We start from the raw sequence: 15,900 nt of genomic DNA on the forward strand, positions 1-15,900 counted from the left end.
CCCGTGGGAGCGAATTCATTCGCGAAGGGGCCGGAATATTCACAGCATCTTTATCCCCAGGAACACCGCCTTCCCGGATGAATCCGGTCCCACTGGATCGCGGTAGACTTGAGGCTGGCGTAAACCCGTGGGAGCGAATTCATTCGCGAAGGGGCCGGGATATTCACAGCATCTTTATCGCCAGGAACACCGCCTTCCCGGATGAATCCGGTCCCACTGGATCGCGATACATTCAAGGCTGGCGTAAAACCCGTGGGAGCGAATTCATTCGCGAAGGGGCCGGGATATTCACAGCATCTTTATCCCCAGGAACACCGCCTTCCCGGATGAATCCGGTCCCACTGGATCGCGATACACTCAAGACTGGCGTAAAACCCGTGGGAGCGAATTCATTCGCGAAGGGGCCGGGATATTCACAGCATCTTTATCCCCAGGAACACCGCCTTCCCGGATGAATCCGGTCCCACTGGCTTTAGGTCGCCTATCAAATCGCGAGCAGACCGTGAGTCCTCCTTTGAGAAAAGATATACAGCCGGTTAAGTGGCACGCTTTGTATCACCCCCGATACATTCCAGACACGCCCCCGACACCCCCTCACGCCACCCTTTCGCCGCGCCCGTCGGCGAAGTAGCATGGCGGGCAGCGTTGATCTTCAATAGCGGCCAGTGATGGCGGCATCACCAGGCAGTGGTCGCATCATGCAATCAACCGAAACTTCAGCTGAAACCCCACAAAGCAGCGACCCGCGCTGGAACACCCGCGCCCTGATCGTCGATGACGACGTACCGATTCGCGAACTGCTCTGCGACTACCTTGCGCGCTTCAACATCCAGTGCCGAGGCGTAACCGACGGCACTGAAATGCGTAAGGCGCTGGAAGAAGAAAACTTCGACGTCATCGTCCTCGATTTGATGCTGCCCGGCGAAGACGGCCTTTCTCTGTGCCGCTGGCTGCGCAGCACCTCGGACATCCCGATTCTGATGCTCACCGCCCGCTGCGAACCCACTGACCGGATCATTGGTCTGGAACTGGGTGCCGACGATTACATGGCCAAACCTTTCGAACCTCGCGAACTGGTCGCCCGCATCCAGACCGTGTTGCGCCGCGTACGCGACGACCGCAACGATGAGCGCTCCACGGTACGTTTCGATGCCTGGCGCCTCAACAGCGTGCTGCGCCAGTTGGTCGCCGCCGATGGTCTGGTGGTGCCACTGTCCAACGCGGAATTCCGCCTGTTGCGGGTGTTCCTCGAACGCCCGCGTCGAGTGTTGAGCCGCGAGCAACTGCTTGATGCCGCTCGCGGACGCTCCATAGAGGCCTTTGATCGCAGCATTGACCTGCTGGTCTCGCGTCTGCGGCAGAAGCTCGGGGATGACCCGAAAAACCCACAGTTGATCAAGACCGTTCGCGGTGAGGGTTACCTGTTTGACGCAAGGGATATTGGTTGATCCGCTCCGCTGACACCCTCTTCGCCCGCCTGTTCGGGGGGGCGTTGATTGCTATTTTGCTCGCGCATCTGCTGGCGTTCATGTGGTTCAGGTTTTACGGGTTTCCACCACCACCGCCTCCACCCATGTCCGAGTCAGGGCAGCAGATCGAGGGGCGTGCTTTTCAGCGTCCGGAGGACGGTCCGCCGCCTGGCCACAGACCACCGTTTTTCCGTGGCCCTGTCGTGCCGCTGATCTTCCAGCTGATTACCCTGGTGATCGCTGCCTGGTACGGCGCCAAGGCGTTGAGCAGACCGATCCAGCACTTGAGCAACGCCGCCGAACGGCTCAGCGAAAACCTCGACAGCCCGCCCATGGAAGTCAAAGGTCCGCTGGAAGCGCGGCAGGCCGCGCAGACATTCAATCTGATGCAGCAACGCATCCGCGAGCAGGTGCAACAGCGCGGGCGCATGCTTGCGGCAGTCTCCCATGACCTGCGCACGCCGCTCTCGCGCCTGAAATTGCGGGTCGAGCAAATCGACGAACCCAGACTGCACGGGCAGATGACTCAGGATCTGAACGACATGATTGGCATGCTCGATGCCACGCTGACCTATCTGAATGAGCAACGCACCAGTGAAATCGTGCAGTTGTTCGATCTGCAGGCCTTGATCGAATCCCTCGCTGAAAACGCTCAGGACAATGGCGATGATGTGCAATCCAGCGGGCAATGCCTGCCGTTGAAGACTCAGCCCATGGCGCTGCGTTCGTGCATCAATAACCTGATCGACAACGCTCTGCGCTATGCCGGTCAGGCGCGGGTCGAGATTATTGATGACCCGCAACACGTACGCGTCAGGGTGATTGATCACGGCCCCGGGATCAGCGCCGACCACCATGAAGCCGTGTTTGAACCCTTCTATCGTCTGGAGGGTTCGCGCAATCGCAACTCCGGTGGCGTCGGCATGGGCATGACCATCGCCCGCGACGCCGCCCGGCGCATGGGCGGCGATCTGTCACTGGCCGAAACGCCCGGTGGCGGTCTGACAGCAGTGCTGTTCTTGCCGCGCTTCTGAACGGACACGTAACGACGCCGATACACAACCCACATACCCTCGACACCTGCCATCTAGAGGCTTGACAAGCCGGTGCACCGTCACCGGATCAATCAACCTGAGGGAGTCAGCCTGATGATCAGTGGCGTTAGTAATAACAGCTATTCGAGCTACACCAGCTCCAGCGCGAGTACCGCTGCGAGCAAGAAATTCCAGGAGCAATTGCTGGCTAAACTGGACACCGATGGCGACGGCAGTGTCAGCAAAGACGAGCTGAGCGCTGCAAACTCGTCTTCTGACAGCAAGGACGGCATTACCGTCACGCTGAGTGAAGCGTTCAGCAGCCTGGACGCCAACGAGGATGACAGCCTCGACGCCGACGAACTGGCAGCCCTCACCCCGCCGCCTCCACCAAGCGGCCAGCCTGCGACCGATGTTGCCGAAGACCTGCTCAGCGCGCTGGACACCGACGGCGACGGCGCAATCAACAGTGACGAGTTGACCGCAGGCTTGAGCAGCGCGGGCAGCACCGCCGACAGTGCTCAGGTGTTTGATGCACTGGACACCAACAAGGATGGCACGGTCAGCCTTGACGAATTGACCGCAAGCCTGCAACCGCAGCAGCCACCCGCTCCACCGGCTTCGTCACTGGAAGCCAGCGAGCAGTTGTTCAGCTCACTGGACGCTGATGGCGACGGCAGTATCAGCGCCGATGAGCTGACCAGCGCTCTTACCGCCACATCAAACGACAGCACCACCGCCGAAAACAAAGCTTCCGAGGCTTTGGGCCGGATGGTTGCAGCACTGACCGAACGTTACGACACCAGTGGCAGCAAGCCGGTCGGCAAGTATCTCGATACGGCTGCTTGATGTGAAAGATTTGCCTGATAGGCCTCTGTCAGGCAAAGCACAAAACCTGTAGCGCCTCCGTCGTCCAGACAGCCGCGCTGTCGCGAAGAAAACAAGGGCCTGTAGGAGTGAGCTTGCTCGCGATAGCGGTCGATCTGTTAAGAAGATGTCGGCTGACCTGACGTGATCGCGAGCAAGCTCACTCCTACAAGTCCGGCGTTTGCCACACGAGATCAGCGTTCCTGCCACATCAAAACGCATCCCGATTCTGCGCCACTGGACGAACTTGTCCACGTCGTCACCGGTCTGACATTTGCCTGCCTATTGAGTACCGCAAATGCCCGCATTCGACCCCGCAACGGTTATCTGGATTGTCGCCGCTTTAGCCACTTGTGGCGTCATCATGCGACCTTGGCGGGTGCCGGAATTTGTCTGGGCGTTGGGGGCCGCGGTGCTGCTCACAGCGTTGGGGTTTATCCCGCTGCACAAGGCGCTGGGTGCGGTGGCGGAAGGTGGCGATGTCTACCTGTTTCTGATCGGCATGATGGTTCTGGCCGAACTGGCCCGGCAACAAGGTCTGTTCGACTGGCTGGCCATGCTTGCCGCAAAACATGCAAAAGGCTCAGGGCAACGCCTGTTTGATCTGGTGTTTCTGGTCGGCACCCTGGTCACGGTGTTCCTGTCCAACGACGCAACTGCGGTTGTCCTGACGCCCGCCGTTTACGCGGCAGCCCGCGCTGCCAAGGCCGAGCCACTGCCCTATCTGTTTATCTGCGCCTTTATCGCCAACGCGGCCAGTTTTGTCCTGCCGATTTCAAACCCGGCCAACCTGGTGATATTCGGCAACAACATGCCACCACTAGGAACCTGGCTCTGGCATTTCAGCCTGCCTTCGATTGCCGCCATCGGCATGACCTATCTCGTGCTGCGCCTCACGCAACGCAGCCATCTGCGTAAACCTCTGGAAACAGACATCACGCTGCAACCGCTATCCAGCGGTGCACGTCTGACAGCGTTCGGGATCTTGCTGACGGGGATCGTATTGCTGAGTGCATCGGCGCTCGATATGCAACTTGGGCTACCGACGTTCTGTGCAGGTATCGCTACCGCTGCATTGATCCACCTGCGTCAGCGGCTTAACCCGCTGCCGGTGCTCAAGGCGGTTTCCTGGAGTGTATTGCCACTGGTGGCGGGTTTGTTCGTCCTGGTAGAGGGCTTGGCACTGACCGGGGTTATCGATCATCTGGCCCACGCGCTGAAATCACTGGCCGACGATTCGGCCACTCAGGCGACGTGGACCGCTGGCGTGATCGTGGCGATTGCCAGCAACCTGATCAACAATCTGCCGGCCGGTTTGATTGCGGGTTCGGTCGGACATATCGCTCATCTACCCACCGAAACCACCAGTGCGCTGGTCATCGGCGTGGATCTGGGTCCCAACCTGTCGATCACCGGATCACTGGCAACCCTGCTCTGGCTGATCGCCATCCGCCGCGAAGGCGAAAATGTCACGGCGATGGGCTTTCTAAAGCTGGGAATTCTGGTCATGCCACCGGCGTTGATCGGTGCATTGGCGGCGTTGTCGATCACCACCGGCGGATAAAAAGTGTGTCAGGCCGCGGCACTGGCAGGCTGCAGCAACCTTGCCTCCAGTTGCCGGGCGATGCCCTGCAGATCCATCAGCGTGGCGCGCCAACTATTTGCACCACTGCCAATGCTCACCAGCGAACGTGCCCGGTCATTGACCGACACCACCTTGCCGGCATTGGTCTGCCAGCCCTGAGCGAGCATCGTCGGGTCAAACTGGTTGAACGAGTCAATGGCTTCAACCTGAGACACTGCGAAGCCAAACGTCAACGTCTCTCCCCTGACCACCAACACCCGCGACAGCGGCGTGTGGGGTTGTGGCGACGATTCGATCAAGCTGCTCAGGCACACCAGTGGAAGCTGCTCGCCCCGCAGATTGAACTGCCCCAACAAGTGATTTTCCGGCTGGGCAAGGCCAATCATTTGCGTGGGTATCGAGAGGATTTCCAACACCTGACTGAGTGGCGCGACGAACTGGGTCGGCGACTTGAACAACAGGCAGGCCTGACGCATGACCGCTTTCGCCTTGCTGGCACGACTCTCTGATGACTGCGGCTGGGTCTGGTAAAGCTCGGCGTAGTTCTTGACTCCGGATCGCTCCAGCAGAGACTGATGATTGATCAGGACAGCCTGCAATCCGTCACCGAGGTTCATCACACCGGCCAACAACTCTGGCTCCCGCAAGCCATAGACGGGCATCGGCAGCAGGCTTTGCGGGTCCCGACGTTCAATGGCGACCATACGATCGTAGCCAAACCCAGACACCCTGCCGTCGGTGGCCGTCAGCAACAGAAGCTGGCTCTTGACCTGCACGTTACTGCAGTCAAAACCCAACACTTGAGACAAGCTCAGGACCGGAATTTTAGTATCACGAATCACGGTGACGCCCAGGCAATAGCCATTCCCGAAATCGGTAGGCGCGACCTGCGGCTTGTCGACCAACTCGGTGACTACGCTGGCATCAATGCTGAAATGCTGCCCGTCACATTCAAAGACCAGGTAATGACGCAACTGGCTTTTCGCTTGCAACGTATCGCGACTGATCGGCCCTGCCGCTGTATCTGCGGCAAACAGTACGCCGGGCAAGCTGGCGAGGAACGCCAGATCCAGCATGTAGATCAAGCGACTGTCTTCACCGGTCATGATCAGCGTGGGTATCAGCCCGCTGCCCTCGCCGCCCGGTCCCAAAGGACAGAGCTGAGAGTCGGCGGCCTTGACGATGTCGCAGACGGCATCAATGGCAACGCCCAACAAGCCGCCTTTGTACTTGAGGATGGCGACCAGCGGAGTTGGCGCTTGCTCTGGCATGTCGTCGCTGAGCACAGATCGCAGATCCACAAGCGGAACCGGTCTGCCACGCAAGGTGAAAACCCCAGCCAACACACCGCGCGTCACCGGATGGCGCTGCAGATTGGTCGGCCAGTGAACGGCTTCCATCAACGAGGTGGCTTCGATGCCCAGAAACGCACCGTTTATCTGCACCACGCCGTAGGCGCGCAGCGTGTTCATGCAGGCAGCCCGGAAGGTTTGCTGGTACGGGCACTGACATTCACAGCGCCTTGCTCATTGCCAACCTTGGTCTGGTGCAGCTCGAAAATCAGCGTTTCCACCTGGCCTGCCGAGTCCATTTGCTTGGCGGTTGCGGCATTGATGCTGTCGATGGCCACGGTGGTCTCGTTGACGCCTTTGACGATCTGCTCGAACGCACTGCCGGCACTCAAGGAGATCTCGCTGCCGGATTTTATCCGGCTGACGGTTTCCAGAATCAGTTTGTTGATTTCCTTGGTGGCCTGGGAAGACTTCTCGGCCAGCTTGCGCACCTCATCTGCAACCACCGAGAAGCCCAGGCCATGCTCACCGGCCCTTGCGGCTTCGATGGCTGCGTTGAACGCGAGCATGTTGGTCTGGCTGGCGATTTCACTGATGACCTGAATGATGTCCTGAATATCTTCAGCAGACTTGCCAATCATGGTCATGGCTTCGGCTGCCCGGACGAGTGTTTCCGACCCCTGACTAGCCTGTTCACGGGTCAGCCTGGCCAGGTCAGTGGCTTGATCAGTGCTCTGCGCCACATAGGAAATGGCGCTCATCAGGTTTTGCACTGAAGCGTCCATGGCCCGGGTTTTAGCTTCGATGGCTTCTTCCAGTTCGACCTGTTGAGTGATGTCCGTGGCGAACTTCACCACTTTATAAGGTTTGCCATCGCTGTCGAACACCGGGTTGTAAGTCGCCTGAATCCAGATGTGCTGGCCGAACTTGCTCAAGCGCATGAAACGTCCGGAGAAAAACTGCCCTTGAGACAAGTCATGCCAGAACTCGCGATAGGCCGTGCTGCGCACGTACTCTTCCTCGCAGAAAATCCGGTGGTGCTGACCACGCAGCTCTTGCAGGCTGTAACCCAGCGACTTGAGGAAGTTGGCGTTGGCATCGAGGATATTGCCCGCCATATCGAACTCGATCACCGCTTGCGCGCGATCAATCGCATTGACCTTGCCCTGGCGCTCAGCGCTGCTTTCTTTTATTTCGGTGACATCCAGCGCGAACTTGACCACTTTGTAAGGCTGGCCATGGGAGTTGAGAATCGGGTTGTAAGTGGCTTGAATCCAGATTTCCTTGCCGTCTTTGCGTTTGCGTCGATATTCATTGGTGTCGTATTCGCCGCGACCGAGTTTTTCCCAAAACTCGCGGTAGCCCATGCTGGCACCAAACTCTTCGGTGCAGAACATACGGTGGGGCTGGCCGATCACTTCGTCCAGCTCATAACCAAACACGGCGAGGAAGTTAGGGTTCGCAGACAGGACTTTGCCAGTCAGGTCAAATTCGATAACTGCCTGAGAACGCTCGATGGCAGTGACCTTGCCGACGAACTCAGCATTGCGGGCCCGCACTTCAGTCACATCGTTGGCAAACTTCACGACCTTGTAAGGACGACCATCGGGGTCAAAAATAGGGTTGTAGGTGGCACTGATCCAGACTTCACGCCCGCCCTTGCCCAGCCGCATGTACTCGCCTGAATCGTATTCACCGCGCTCAAGCTTGGCCCAGAAGGCCCGATAGGCCGGGCTGTTGAGGTATTGGTCATCGCAGAACATGCGATGGTGCTGGCCCAGCACTTCGTCCAGACGGTAGCCGAGCACCTTCAGGAAGTTGTCATTGGCTGCAAGCACCCGACCATTCAGATCAAACTCGATCACGCCTTGAGAACGCTGAATAGCTTCGACTTTGCCTTCGTATTCCGCGTTGCGCATGCGCTGATCGGTAATATCCGTGGCAAACTTCACCACTTTGAATGGCTCGCCAGCCTGATTGAGAATCGGGTTATAAGTCGCCTGAAGCCAGATTTCCTTGCCGCCCTTACCCAGCCTTTTGTATTGCCCCTGATCAAATTTCCCGGTCGCCAGCGATCGCCAGAACTCAGCATATTCAGGGCTGGAAGCGTATTCCGGAGTACAGAACATACGGTGATGGCGGCCCTGCACTTCTTCGAGACGATAGCCCACCCTGTCGAGAAAATTGGCGTTGGCCTGCAGGATGTTGCCTTCCAGATCAAACTCGATCATTGCCTGGGAATGATTGATGGCATTCATCAAAGAGTTCAGATCGATGGCAGAGTCGACAGACGAGTTTGCGGAAGGAGTGGACATGGGCGGGTCTCGAAAAGGGAGCGATCATCGGGTTCTTATTGTTTCGTTGTCGGCCCTGACTGAAACTTCCTTAATAAAACATCACCATCATCCGATCAGCGGGTGGCTATGTGCCATTAATGATGAATTGAGCGTAACTTACGTCATTCCGCGGCGCTTGATAATCGTTATTTTCAATGGACACGATAATATTTTTTGGAACTTTTCCATTAACGTCACGGTCAGGCCCGCCGAGGCATACACGCGGCGCCACTGTCCAATCGCCCGCCTTGGGTTCAAACATGGATCCAATAAGCGTGAGGTTAAAAGTGAACCTCAGGACAACGGTGATTAATAAACTGTTACAGCACTCATACTGAAAAGGCATAACAAACTTGAGTGATATCGCAAAAAAAAGCCGCCCGACTCATCAGTCATTAAGCGGCCTTAACTTCCTTACCTACGTTATTTACTGCTGACTCAATGCACTACCTGCGAATTGCAGCTTGCAGCATTGAGCGACCATCCTTACTTTTCCAGCGACTCGACACCCATTTCGTCCCAGACCTCTTCCGCCAGATGGAACGTAGCGTTGGCCGCCGGAATACCGCAGTAGATTGCGCTCTGCATCAGCACTTCCTTGATCTCTTCTCGAGTCACACCATTGTGCTTCGCAGCCTTCAGGTGCAGGCGCAGTTCGCCTTCGCGGTTCATGCCGATCAGCATGGCGATCGTCACCAGGCTTCGGGTGTGACGCGGCAGACCGGGGCGAGTCCAGATGTCGCCCCAGGCGTGGCGGGTGATCATCTCCTGAAACTCTTCATTGAACGGCGTGAGTTTCTTCAGGCTGTTGTCCACGTGGGCATCGCCCAACACAGCACGGCGCACTTGCATGCCGGCTTCGTAACGTTGTTTTTCGTCCATTGGAAACTCCGGGTTCAGGCTTTCAGGAAGGTCACGACGCGCTCACCAAATTCACTTTCCGCTTCGATGCTGGAAAGATGCGCAGCATGAAATTCGGCGTATTCGGCACCGGCGATGTGCTCGGTCAGAAAACGTCCGTCGGCAGGTGTGGTGACCGCGTCCTGGGTGCCGCAGACCACCAGCACCGGCAGCGTGATTGCGCTGATCTGTTCACGGAAGTCCGCGTCGCGTACCGCTGCGCAGTTGGCGGCATAGCCCTGAGGTGAGGTCTGGGCCAGCATGTCCACCACCGGCTCCACCCGCTGCGGGTCGGCTTTGGCAAACTCCGGGGTGAACCAGCGCGCAATTGACGCTTCGCGCAGGGCTTGCATGGCGGCTTTGCCGTCACGAAGAACGGTCTCGATACGAGGGTTCCAGACATCAGGGGTGCCGATTTTCGCGGCGGTGTTACACACCACCAGCCGTTGCACACGCTGCGGGGCATTGATCGCCAGCCATTGGCCAATCAGACCGCCCATGGACAGCCCGCAGAACAACACGCTCGGCAGTTGCAAGGCGTCCAGCAAGGCCAATGCATCGCGACCATTCTGCTCGATGCTGTAAGGCCCTTCGGGCACCAATGATTGACCATGCCCGCGCGTGTCATAGCGCAGCACCTGGAAATGCTCGGTGAACACCGGCATTTGCGAATCCCACATGCTCAGATTAGTGCCCAGCGAGTTGGACAACAGCAAAACCGGCGCGCCTTGCGGGCCATCGAGTTGGTAATGCAGATCGCCGTCGGGGAGTTGGATGAAGGGCATAGAGGGCTCCTGAAAATTGAAGATTGAATCTGGTTCCTGTGGGAGCAGAGCTTGCTCGCGATAAGGCTGACGCGATTCTGCTTGAGAGTTGTGTTGCTCTTATCGTCGGAATGCCGCCCAGAGCAAGCTCTGCTCCCACAGTTCGAGTTAAATGTTCGCCAAAGCCACCGCCCTCTCCACCCACTGCTGCGCAAGGCCCAGGTAGTTGGCGGGATCAAGCAGATGGTCCAGCTCTGCGGCTGACAGCTCGGCACCGACCTGTGGATCTGCGCCAAGCACTTCGCGAAGATGCAGCCCATGCTGCACGGCTTGGCGGCAGCTTTGTTCGATCAGATGATGCGCAGCATCGCGACCGATGCGCTGGGCCAAGGCAATGCTGACCGCCTCGGCAAGCACCAGGCCTCGGGTGGAATCAAGATTAGTGAGCATCTGCTCCGCGTTGACTTCCAGCGCTGGAATTACCTGCAAAGCCTGTTGCAACGATCCCGACACCAGGCAACACAGTTCAGGCAGGGTTTCCCACTCGGCGTGCCACAGACCGAGGCTGCGCTCGTGCTCCTGAGGCATGGCCGCGAACATCGTTGCGACCAGCCCCGGCGCACGCACTGAAGCGCTGATCATCACCGCCGCACCGACCGGATTACGCTTGTGGGGCATGGTCGATGAACCGCCCTTGCCCGCTGCCGCCGGTTCGAAGACTTCGCCCACTTCGGTCTGCATCAACAGACTGATATCCCGGCCCATCTTGCCCAGGCTACCGGCGATCAGACCCAGCCAACTGGCGAACTCCACCAGCCGGTCGCGCTGGGTGTGCCACGGCTGCTCCGGCAAAGTCAGTTGCAGTTCACGGGCCAGTGCTTCAGCGACGGGCAATGCTTGCGCGCCCAGTGCCGCCAAGGTGCCGGACGCGCCACCAAACTGCAGGCTTAACAGCCGTGGTTTGAGCTCCTGCAAGCGCTGACGATGACGGGTTATCGCACCCAGCCAACCGGCGATTTTCATGCCGAGAGTGACCGGAGTCGCCTGCTGTAACCAGGTGCGCCCGGCCAGTGGCGTCACCGCGTAGCGCTGGGCCTGTCGGGCCAGAGATTCAGCCAGCTCGGCCAGATCCCGTTCCAGCAACACGATGGCTGCGCGCAGTTGCAGCACCACTCCGCTGTCCATCACATCCTGGCTGGTAGCGCCCATGTGTACATAACGTTCAGCCGTTGGATTGCGCGCCGCGATCTTCTTGCCCAGCGCCTTGACCAGCGGGATTGCCGAATTACCGGCATTGCCAATCGCAACCGCCAACTCGGCAAAGTCGAACAGCTCGGCGTTGCAACTGGCCTGAATGTCTTCGACCACTTCAGCGGGAATCAACCCCGTGCTCGCCTCGGCGCGGGCCAGCGCCGCTTCGAAGTCGAGCATGCCTTGCAGCCGACCATGGTCAGAGAAGATTTCGCTCATCTGCGGCTGTTTGAAGTACGCGTCGAAAAGTTGCTGACTCGATCTATTCAAAACATGACTCCAGAATTCATGTGGCATCCGAATGGCTGACCCAGCCCTTGATCAGCACCGCAATGGCCGCCAGTGCCGCCGGCACCACCAGCGCAGTCAGTACCTGCTCGAAATTCCAGCCCAGCCCCAACAATGTGGCGCCAGCCCACGCACCGAGGATGGCACCGAAACGGCCGATGCCCAGCATCCACGAAACGCCCGTGGCACGCCCTTGGGTAGGATAGAACCGCGCAGCCAGCGAAGGCATCGCCGATTGCGCGCCGTTGATACACATACCGGCCAGCAGCACCAGGGTCGCCAACACTGCGACGTTACCCAGGCTCTGCCCCACCAGCCAGGCGAACACGCCCGCCAGAAAGTAGGCACAGCCAATTACTTTGTGTGGGTTGTACTTGTCCATGGCCCAACCTACGCCGACCGCGCTTAACACGCCGCCAAATTGAAACAGAGCCCCGATGAAGGCGGATTGTTCCATGCTCGCGCCGCTGTCGCGCATCAGGGTTGGCAACCAGCTGGTCAGCAAGTAAACAATGACCAGCCCCATGAAATAGGTCAGCCACAGCAATAAGGTCCCGGCGCTGTAGGTGCCGGAAAATATGACCTTCAAGACGTTACGGCTGCGTACTGTTTTCTGTTCCGGCACGCTGAAGTCTTTGGCGGCGTTGACTTCCTGACGGGAGATCGGTGCCAGCACCTTGCGAATGCGGTCCACCCCGAGGTTGCGTACCACCAGAAAGCGCGCCGACTCCGGCAGCCAGATCATCAGCACAACCGTGAGGATCAGCGGCAAAATCCCGCCAAGCATCAACAGGCTGTGCCAACCCATGGCGGGAATCAGTTTGGCGGAAACAAATCCGCCGCAGGCCATGCCGAGGTTGAAGCCGCAGAACATGCTGGTCACCAGCAATGATTTGAGACGCTCCGGGGTGTATTCCGAGAGCAGTGTCGTGGCGTTGGGCATCGCAGCGCCAAGGCCTAGACCGGTGAGCAGACGCAGGATCAGCAGTTGATCAATGTTGCTGCTGTACGCCGACAGCAGGCTGAACAGACCGAACAGAAACACGGCCACGACCAGCACGACCTTACGCCCGAAACGGTCAGCCAGTGGACCGGACCCCAGCGCGCCGAAGACCATACCGATCAGCGCGGCACTCATCACCGGGCCAAGGCTGGCGCGATCAATGCCCCACTCAACACTCAACGCCGGAGCAATAAAGCCCATGGCGGCCGTGTCGAGACCATCAAGGAACACAATCAGGAAACACAGAATCACCACTCGCCACTGATAGCGGGACAAGGGTTGGGCATTGATAAAGGCCTGCACATCCAGTGTGCCGGCCTCGGGCACGCGAGCCGAAAGCGTCATGGTGGTTCCTTTTATTATTATTTGGGTCGCTCGCTGCTGCGAGCGCCCTGTTTCTGATCAAACTAAATACAACTTTCTGGTCGCCCCTTTCCTGCGAGAGCGGCCTGGTATCTATGACACCGCGCTGTCGCGAAGCAGACGCGGTTTATGTGGGAGCGGTGCTTGCCCGCGATAAGGACGACGCGGTCTTGAGCATACACCGCGGTGTTCTTATCGCGGGCAAGCACCGCTCCCACATAAAAATCGCATCTATTCAGTAACTTATCATTGGCCCCTATAGGTCATGCGTCGGCTGGACGGACGATCAAAAATCGAAAAACACCGTCTCGTCTTCACCCTGCACGCGGATGTCAAAACGGTACGCCAGCTTGCCGTCGACCGTACAGCGTTTGGCGATCAGGGTTTCGCGGCGGATCGGTTGTTCGATCAGGTTCAACACCGGATCCTTGGCGTTGGCTTCAGCTTCATCGTCGAAATACAAACGGGTCTGCAGATGGATATTGATGCCACGGGCAAACAGCGACACGTTGATGTGCGCTGCCATGGGCACGCCAGCCGCGTTACTCAAGATGCCTGGCTTGATGGTGTTCAACAGCCACTGACCATCTTCCCCCGTGGCAGTACGACCGAAGCCGTTGAAGGGTTTTTCCGGGTCGTAAATCGGGTCGTAATGACCTTCATGGTCGGCTTGCCAGAATTCCAGAAAGGCGTCACGAATCAGGTGGCCGTTACCATCAAAAACATTACCCAGCAGGACGATATGTTCACCCGGGGCATTGGGCAGGACCATTTCGTGAGTGATTTCCAGATCCCGGGGCGGATTGCCCGCAGCCTCCAGCGCCAGGCCGATATGCACGTACGGGCCAGCAGTTTGTGAAGGAGTTTCAGGCAGCAATTGAACCGGCATGTCATTAGCTCCTTAGCGATTTTCGAAGTGCGTCGCGCGCTGACCGCGCAGGACGATATCAAAGCGATAAGCCAGGCTGTCCATCGGATTGGCCATGCCCATGTCCAGCCGGGCAATCAGACTTTGCACCGCATCCGGGTTGGCAATCGACTTGACGATCGGGCACAGCGGGATCAGCGGATCGCCTTCGAAATACAGCTGAGTGATCAAGCGTGTCGCAATCGACGGACCGCTGATTGACACATGAATATGCGCCGGACGCCAGTCATTGGGACCGTTGCGCCACGGGTAAGGACCGGGTTTTACCGTGCGGAAACTGTAGTTGCCATCGCGATCGGTCAAAGCCCGACCCACGCCGCCGAAGTTCGGATCGATGGGCGCCAGATAAGCATCGCGTTTGTGGCGATAACGGCCACCCGCGTTGGCCTGCCAGATCTCGACCAGTGTGTGTGGAATCGGCTTGCCGTATTGGTCGCACACCCGCCCGGCCAGAATAATACGCTCGCCAATCGGCAGACCACCGTTGTTGAAGTTCAGCAACAGGTCGTTGTCGTGCTCGCCAAATTTGAGGTGGGAAAAGTCCGGGCCAGTGGCCTCGGAGACCGATTGCGGAATACTCACAAGGGCCTGTCGCGGGGAGCGCAGGATCGAGGTCTTGTAATCGGGGGTCAACGCTTTGGGGTGCCAGTTTCGGTCACGGACGACGAAACGACTGCTGCTCGCATCAGACATGCGGTTCTCCCTGGTTTTTATAATGAGGAGTGTTTATTGATGTCGCGCAGTTTCTCTCGACTTACCCGAAACCTGAACTGAATAAATCAATCATATCCATAACCAAATGGTTATGGATGCTCCGTTTGACCATACGCTTTGCCTACCTCCTGCAAGACATCTACGCACCACTGCGCGGCTCTGGACAAAGGCAGGGCCGGGTTACTGCAAATACCCACCGAGCCACCGGGTTCGCGAATGCCCAGCTCCAGCTCGTGCAGTTCACCTGCGTGCAAATCCTGCTGAACGGCATCGAACGGCGCGATCCAGATCGCGTCGCTGCATTGCACGTAACGGCGGCTCAAGGTCAGCGACAGGGTTTCCAGCCGCTGGCGTGGCGGGCTGATTCCGCATTGCACGAACAGGCTGTCGGCAAATTTTCGAATAGTTGTGCCTGCCAAGGGCAGAACCATGGGGTAATTTTCCAGGCTTTCACGGCGCAACTTGCCCTCCAGCAACGGGTGATCGCGCCGGACGACGAGGGTCATGGATTCGCTGTAGAGGTGCTCGAAGGTCAGGCCCTGAATCTGCGGACTGTCGGTCATGCGCCCGACCACCAGATCCAGTTCACCGACCCGCAACTGCGAGAGCAGATAGGCGCTGGGGCCCGTCATGACGCTGACGATCAGCGCTGGATGACGCTCATGCAGCCGACGCACCACTTCCGGGACCAGCAGGCTTTCGACAGTCGACAAGACGCCAAGTCGCGCGGTCACCGGTTCATGCTCGCCGGAGCGCAGGCTGTTCACCCCTTCGCGCAACGATTGCACACTGGGCCCGGCGAAGCGCAGAAACGCCACACCCGCCTCGGTCAGCGCTGCGCCGCTTTTACTGCGCACAAACAACTGGGTTTCGAGCAGCGTTTCCAGCTCCTTGAGGGTTTTGGAAAGCGCTGGCTGACTAATCGCCAACTGATCCGAAGCCCGCGCCAGACTGCCCTGCCTGGCCACCTCGAGGAAACACACCAGATGACGGAATTTGATTCGGGTATCGATGTTCAATTCGGTGGTCGCCTTACATTTGAATCCATTAAGGGTGATACCAACGAGCGGCCTGAGTGTCCATTGGTGCGGCCAACATTGCCCCTG

Annotated in this window: 13 protein-coding genes and 1 pseudogene; 4 read left to right on the top strand and 10 right to left on the bottom strand. The window is 58.3% G+C overall.

Translation table 11 applies throughout. The features are described from left to right. Window positions 1–698: 698 nt before the first annotated feature. The 4 genes from K3169_RS19065 to K3169_RS19080 all read left to right on the top strand — a co-directional run bounded on the left by K3169_RS19065 (window position 699) and on the right by K3169_RS19080 (window position 4,934). Window positions 699–1,448, top strand: a complete 750-nt coding sequence (locus K3169_RS19065; protein ID WP_263267445.1) for a response regulator — start codon at window positions 699–701, stop codon at window positions 1,446–1,448. Then, window positions 1,445–2,503: a sensor histidine kinase gene (locus tag K3169_RS19070; protein WP_263267446.1), complete on the top strand. Its 1,059-nt coding sequence runs from the start codon at window positions 1,445–1,447 to the stop codon at window positions 2,501–2,503. The genes K3169_RS19065 and K3169_RS19070 overlap by 4 nt, the downstream gene beginning before the upstream one ends. A 114-nt stretch (window positions 2,504–2,617) precedes the next feature. After that, window positions 2,618–3,352 (top strand): XopAW family type III secretion system calcium-binding effector, encoded by a 735-nt coding sequence (xopAW, locus tag K3169_RS19075; protein ID WP_231671552.1) that lies wholly within the window; start codon window positions 2,618–2,620, stop codon window positions 3,350–3,352. Between the two features lie 316 nt (window positions 3,353–3,668). Continuing rightward, complete coding sequence (locus tag K3169_RS19080) at window positions 3,669–4,934, top strand: arsenic transporter (protein ID WP_263267449.1); 1,266 nt, start codon at window positions 3,669–3,671, stop codon at window positions 4,932–4,934. Window positions 4,935–4,942: 8 nt separating this feature from the next. On the opposite strand, the gene K3169_RS19085 is transcribed toward K3169_RS19080, so the two are convergent. The 10 genes and pseudogenes from K3169_RS19085 to pcaQ form a co-directional block, all read right to left on the bottom strand. Then, on the bottom strand, window positions 4,943–6,427 hold the full coding sequence (locus K3169_RS19085; RefSeq protein WP_263267451.1) for a chemotaxis protein CheW: 1,485 nt from the start codon (window positions 6,425–6,427) through the stop codon (window positions 4,943–4,945). Next, a complete protein-coding gene (locus K3169_RS29830; RefSeq protein ID WP_411567057.1) occupies window positions 6,424–7,032 on the bottom strand; it encodes a methyl-accepting chemotaxis protein in 609 nt (202 codons plus the stop codon). Before K3169_RS29830 ends, K3169_RS19085 begins: the two co-directional genes overlap by 4 nt. Window positions 7,033–7,065: 33 nt before the next feature. Beyond that, a pseudogene (locus K3169_RS19090) lies at window positions 7,066–8,562 on the bottom strand (PAS domain-containing protein); the annotation flags it as partial. A 507-nt stretch (window positions 8,563–9,069) separates the two neighbouring features. Further along, window positions 9,070–9,465 carry a 4-carboxymuconolactone decarboxylase gene (pcaC, locus tag K3169_RS19095; RefSeq protein WP_027900854.1) on the bottom strand — a complete coding sequence of 132 codons (396 nt, stop codon included), beginning with the start codon at window positions 9,463–9,465 and terminating at the stop codon, window positions 9,070–9,072. 14 nt (window positions 9,466–9,479) lie between these two features. After that, a complete protein-coding gene (gene pcaD, locus K3169_RS19100; RefSeq protein WP_263267455.1) occupies window positions 9,480–10,268 on the bottom strand; it encodes a 3-oxoadipate enol-lactonase in 789 nt (262 codons plus the stop codon). A 147-nt stretch (window positions 10,269–10,415) separates the two neighbouring features. Further along, on the bottom strand, window positions 10,416–11,768 hold the full coding sequence (locus tag K3169_RS19105) for a 3-carboxy-cis,cis-muconate cycloisomerase (protein ID WP_263267456.1): 1,353 nt from the start codon (window positions 11,766–11,768) through the stop codon (window positions 10,416–10,418). Between the two features lie 16 nt (window positions 11,769–11,784). Then, entirely contained in the window at window positions 11,785–13,134 is a 1,350-nt protein-coding gene (locus K3169_RS19110; RefSeq protein WP_027900851.1) for an MFS transporter, read from the bottom strand. 304 nt (window positions 13,135–13,438) lie between these two features. Further along, window positions 13,439–14,041, bottom strand: a complete 603-nt coding sequence (gene pcaG / locus K3169_RS19115; RefSeq protein ID WP_263267458.1) for a protocatechuate 3,4-dioxygenase subunit alpha — start codon at window positions 14,039–14,041, stop codon at window positions 13,439–13,441. A 12-nt stretch (window positions 14,042–14,053) separates the two neighbouring features. Further along, entirely contained in the window at window positions 14,054–14,773 is a 720-nt protein-coding gene (gene pcaH, locus K3169_RS19120; RefSeq protein WP_027898127.1) for a protocatechuate 3,4-dioxygenase subunit beta, read from the bottom strand. A gap of 110 nt (window positions 14,774–14,883) precedes the next feature. Continuing rightward, complete coding sequence (pcaQ, locus tag K3169_RS19125) at window positions 14,884–15,813, bottom strand: pca operon transcription factor PcaQ (protein ID WP_027898126.1); 930 nt, start codon at window positions 15,811–15,813, stop codon at window positions 14,884–14,886. Window positions 15,814–15,900 lie beyond the last annotated feature (87 nt).

The organism is Pseudomonas phytophila, from assembly GCF_025643095.1.
Classification (GTDB): domain Bacteria; phylum Pseudomonadota; class Gammaproteobacteria; order Pseudomonadales; family Pseudomonadaceae; genus Aquipseudomonas; species Aquipseudomonas quasicaspiana.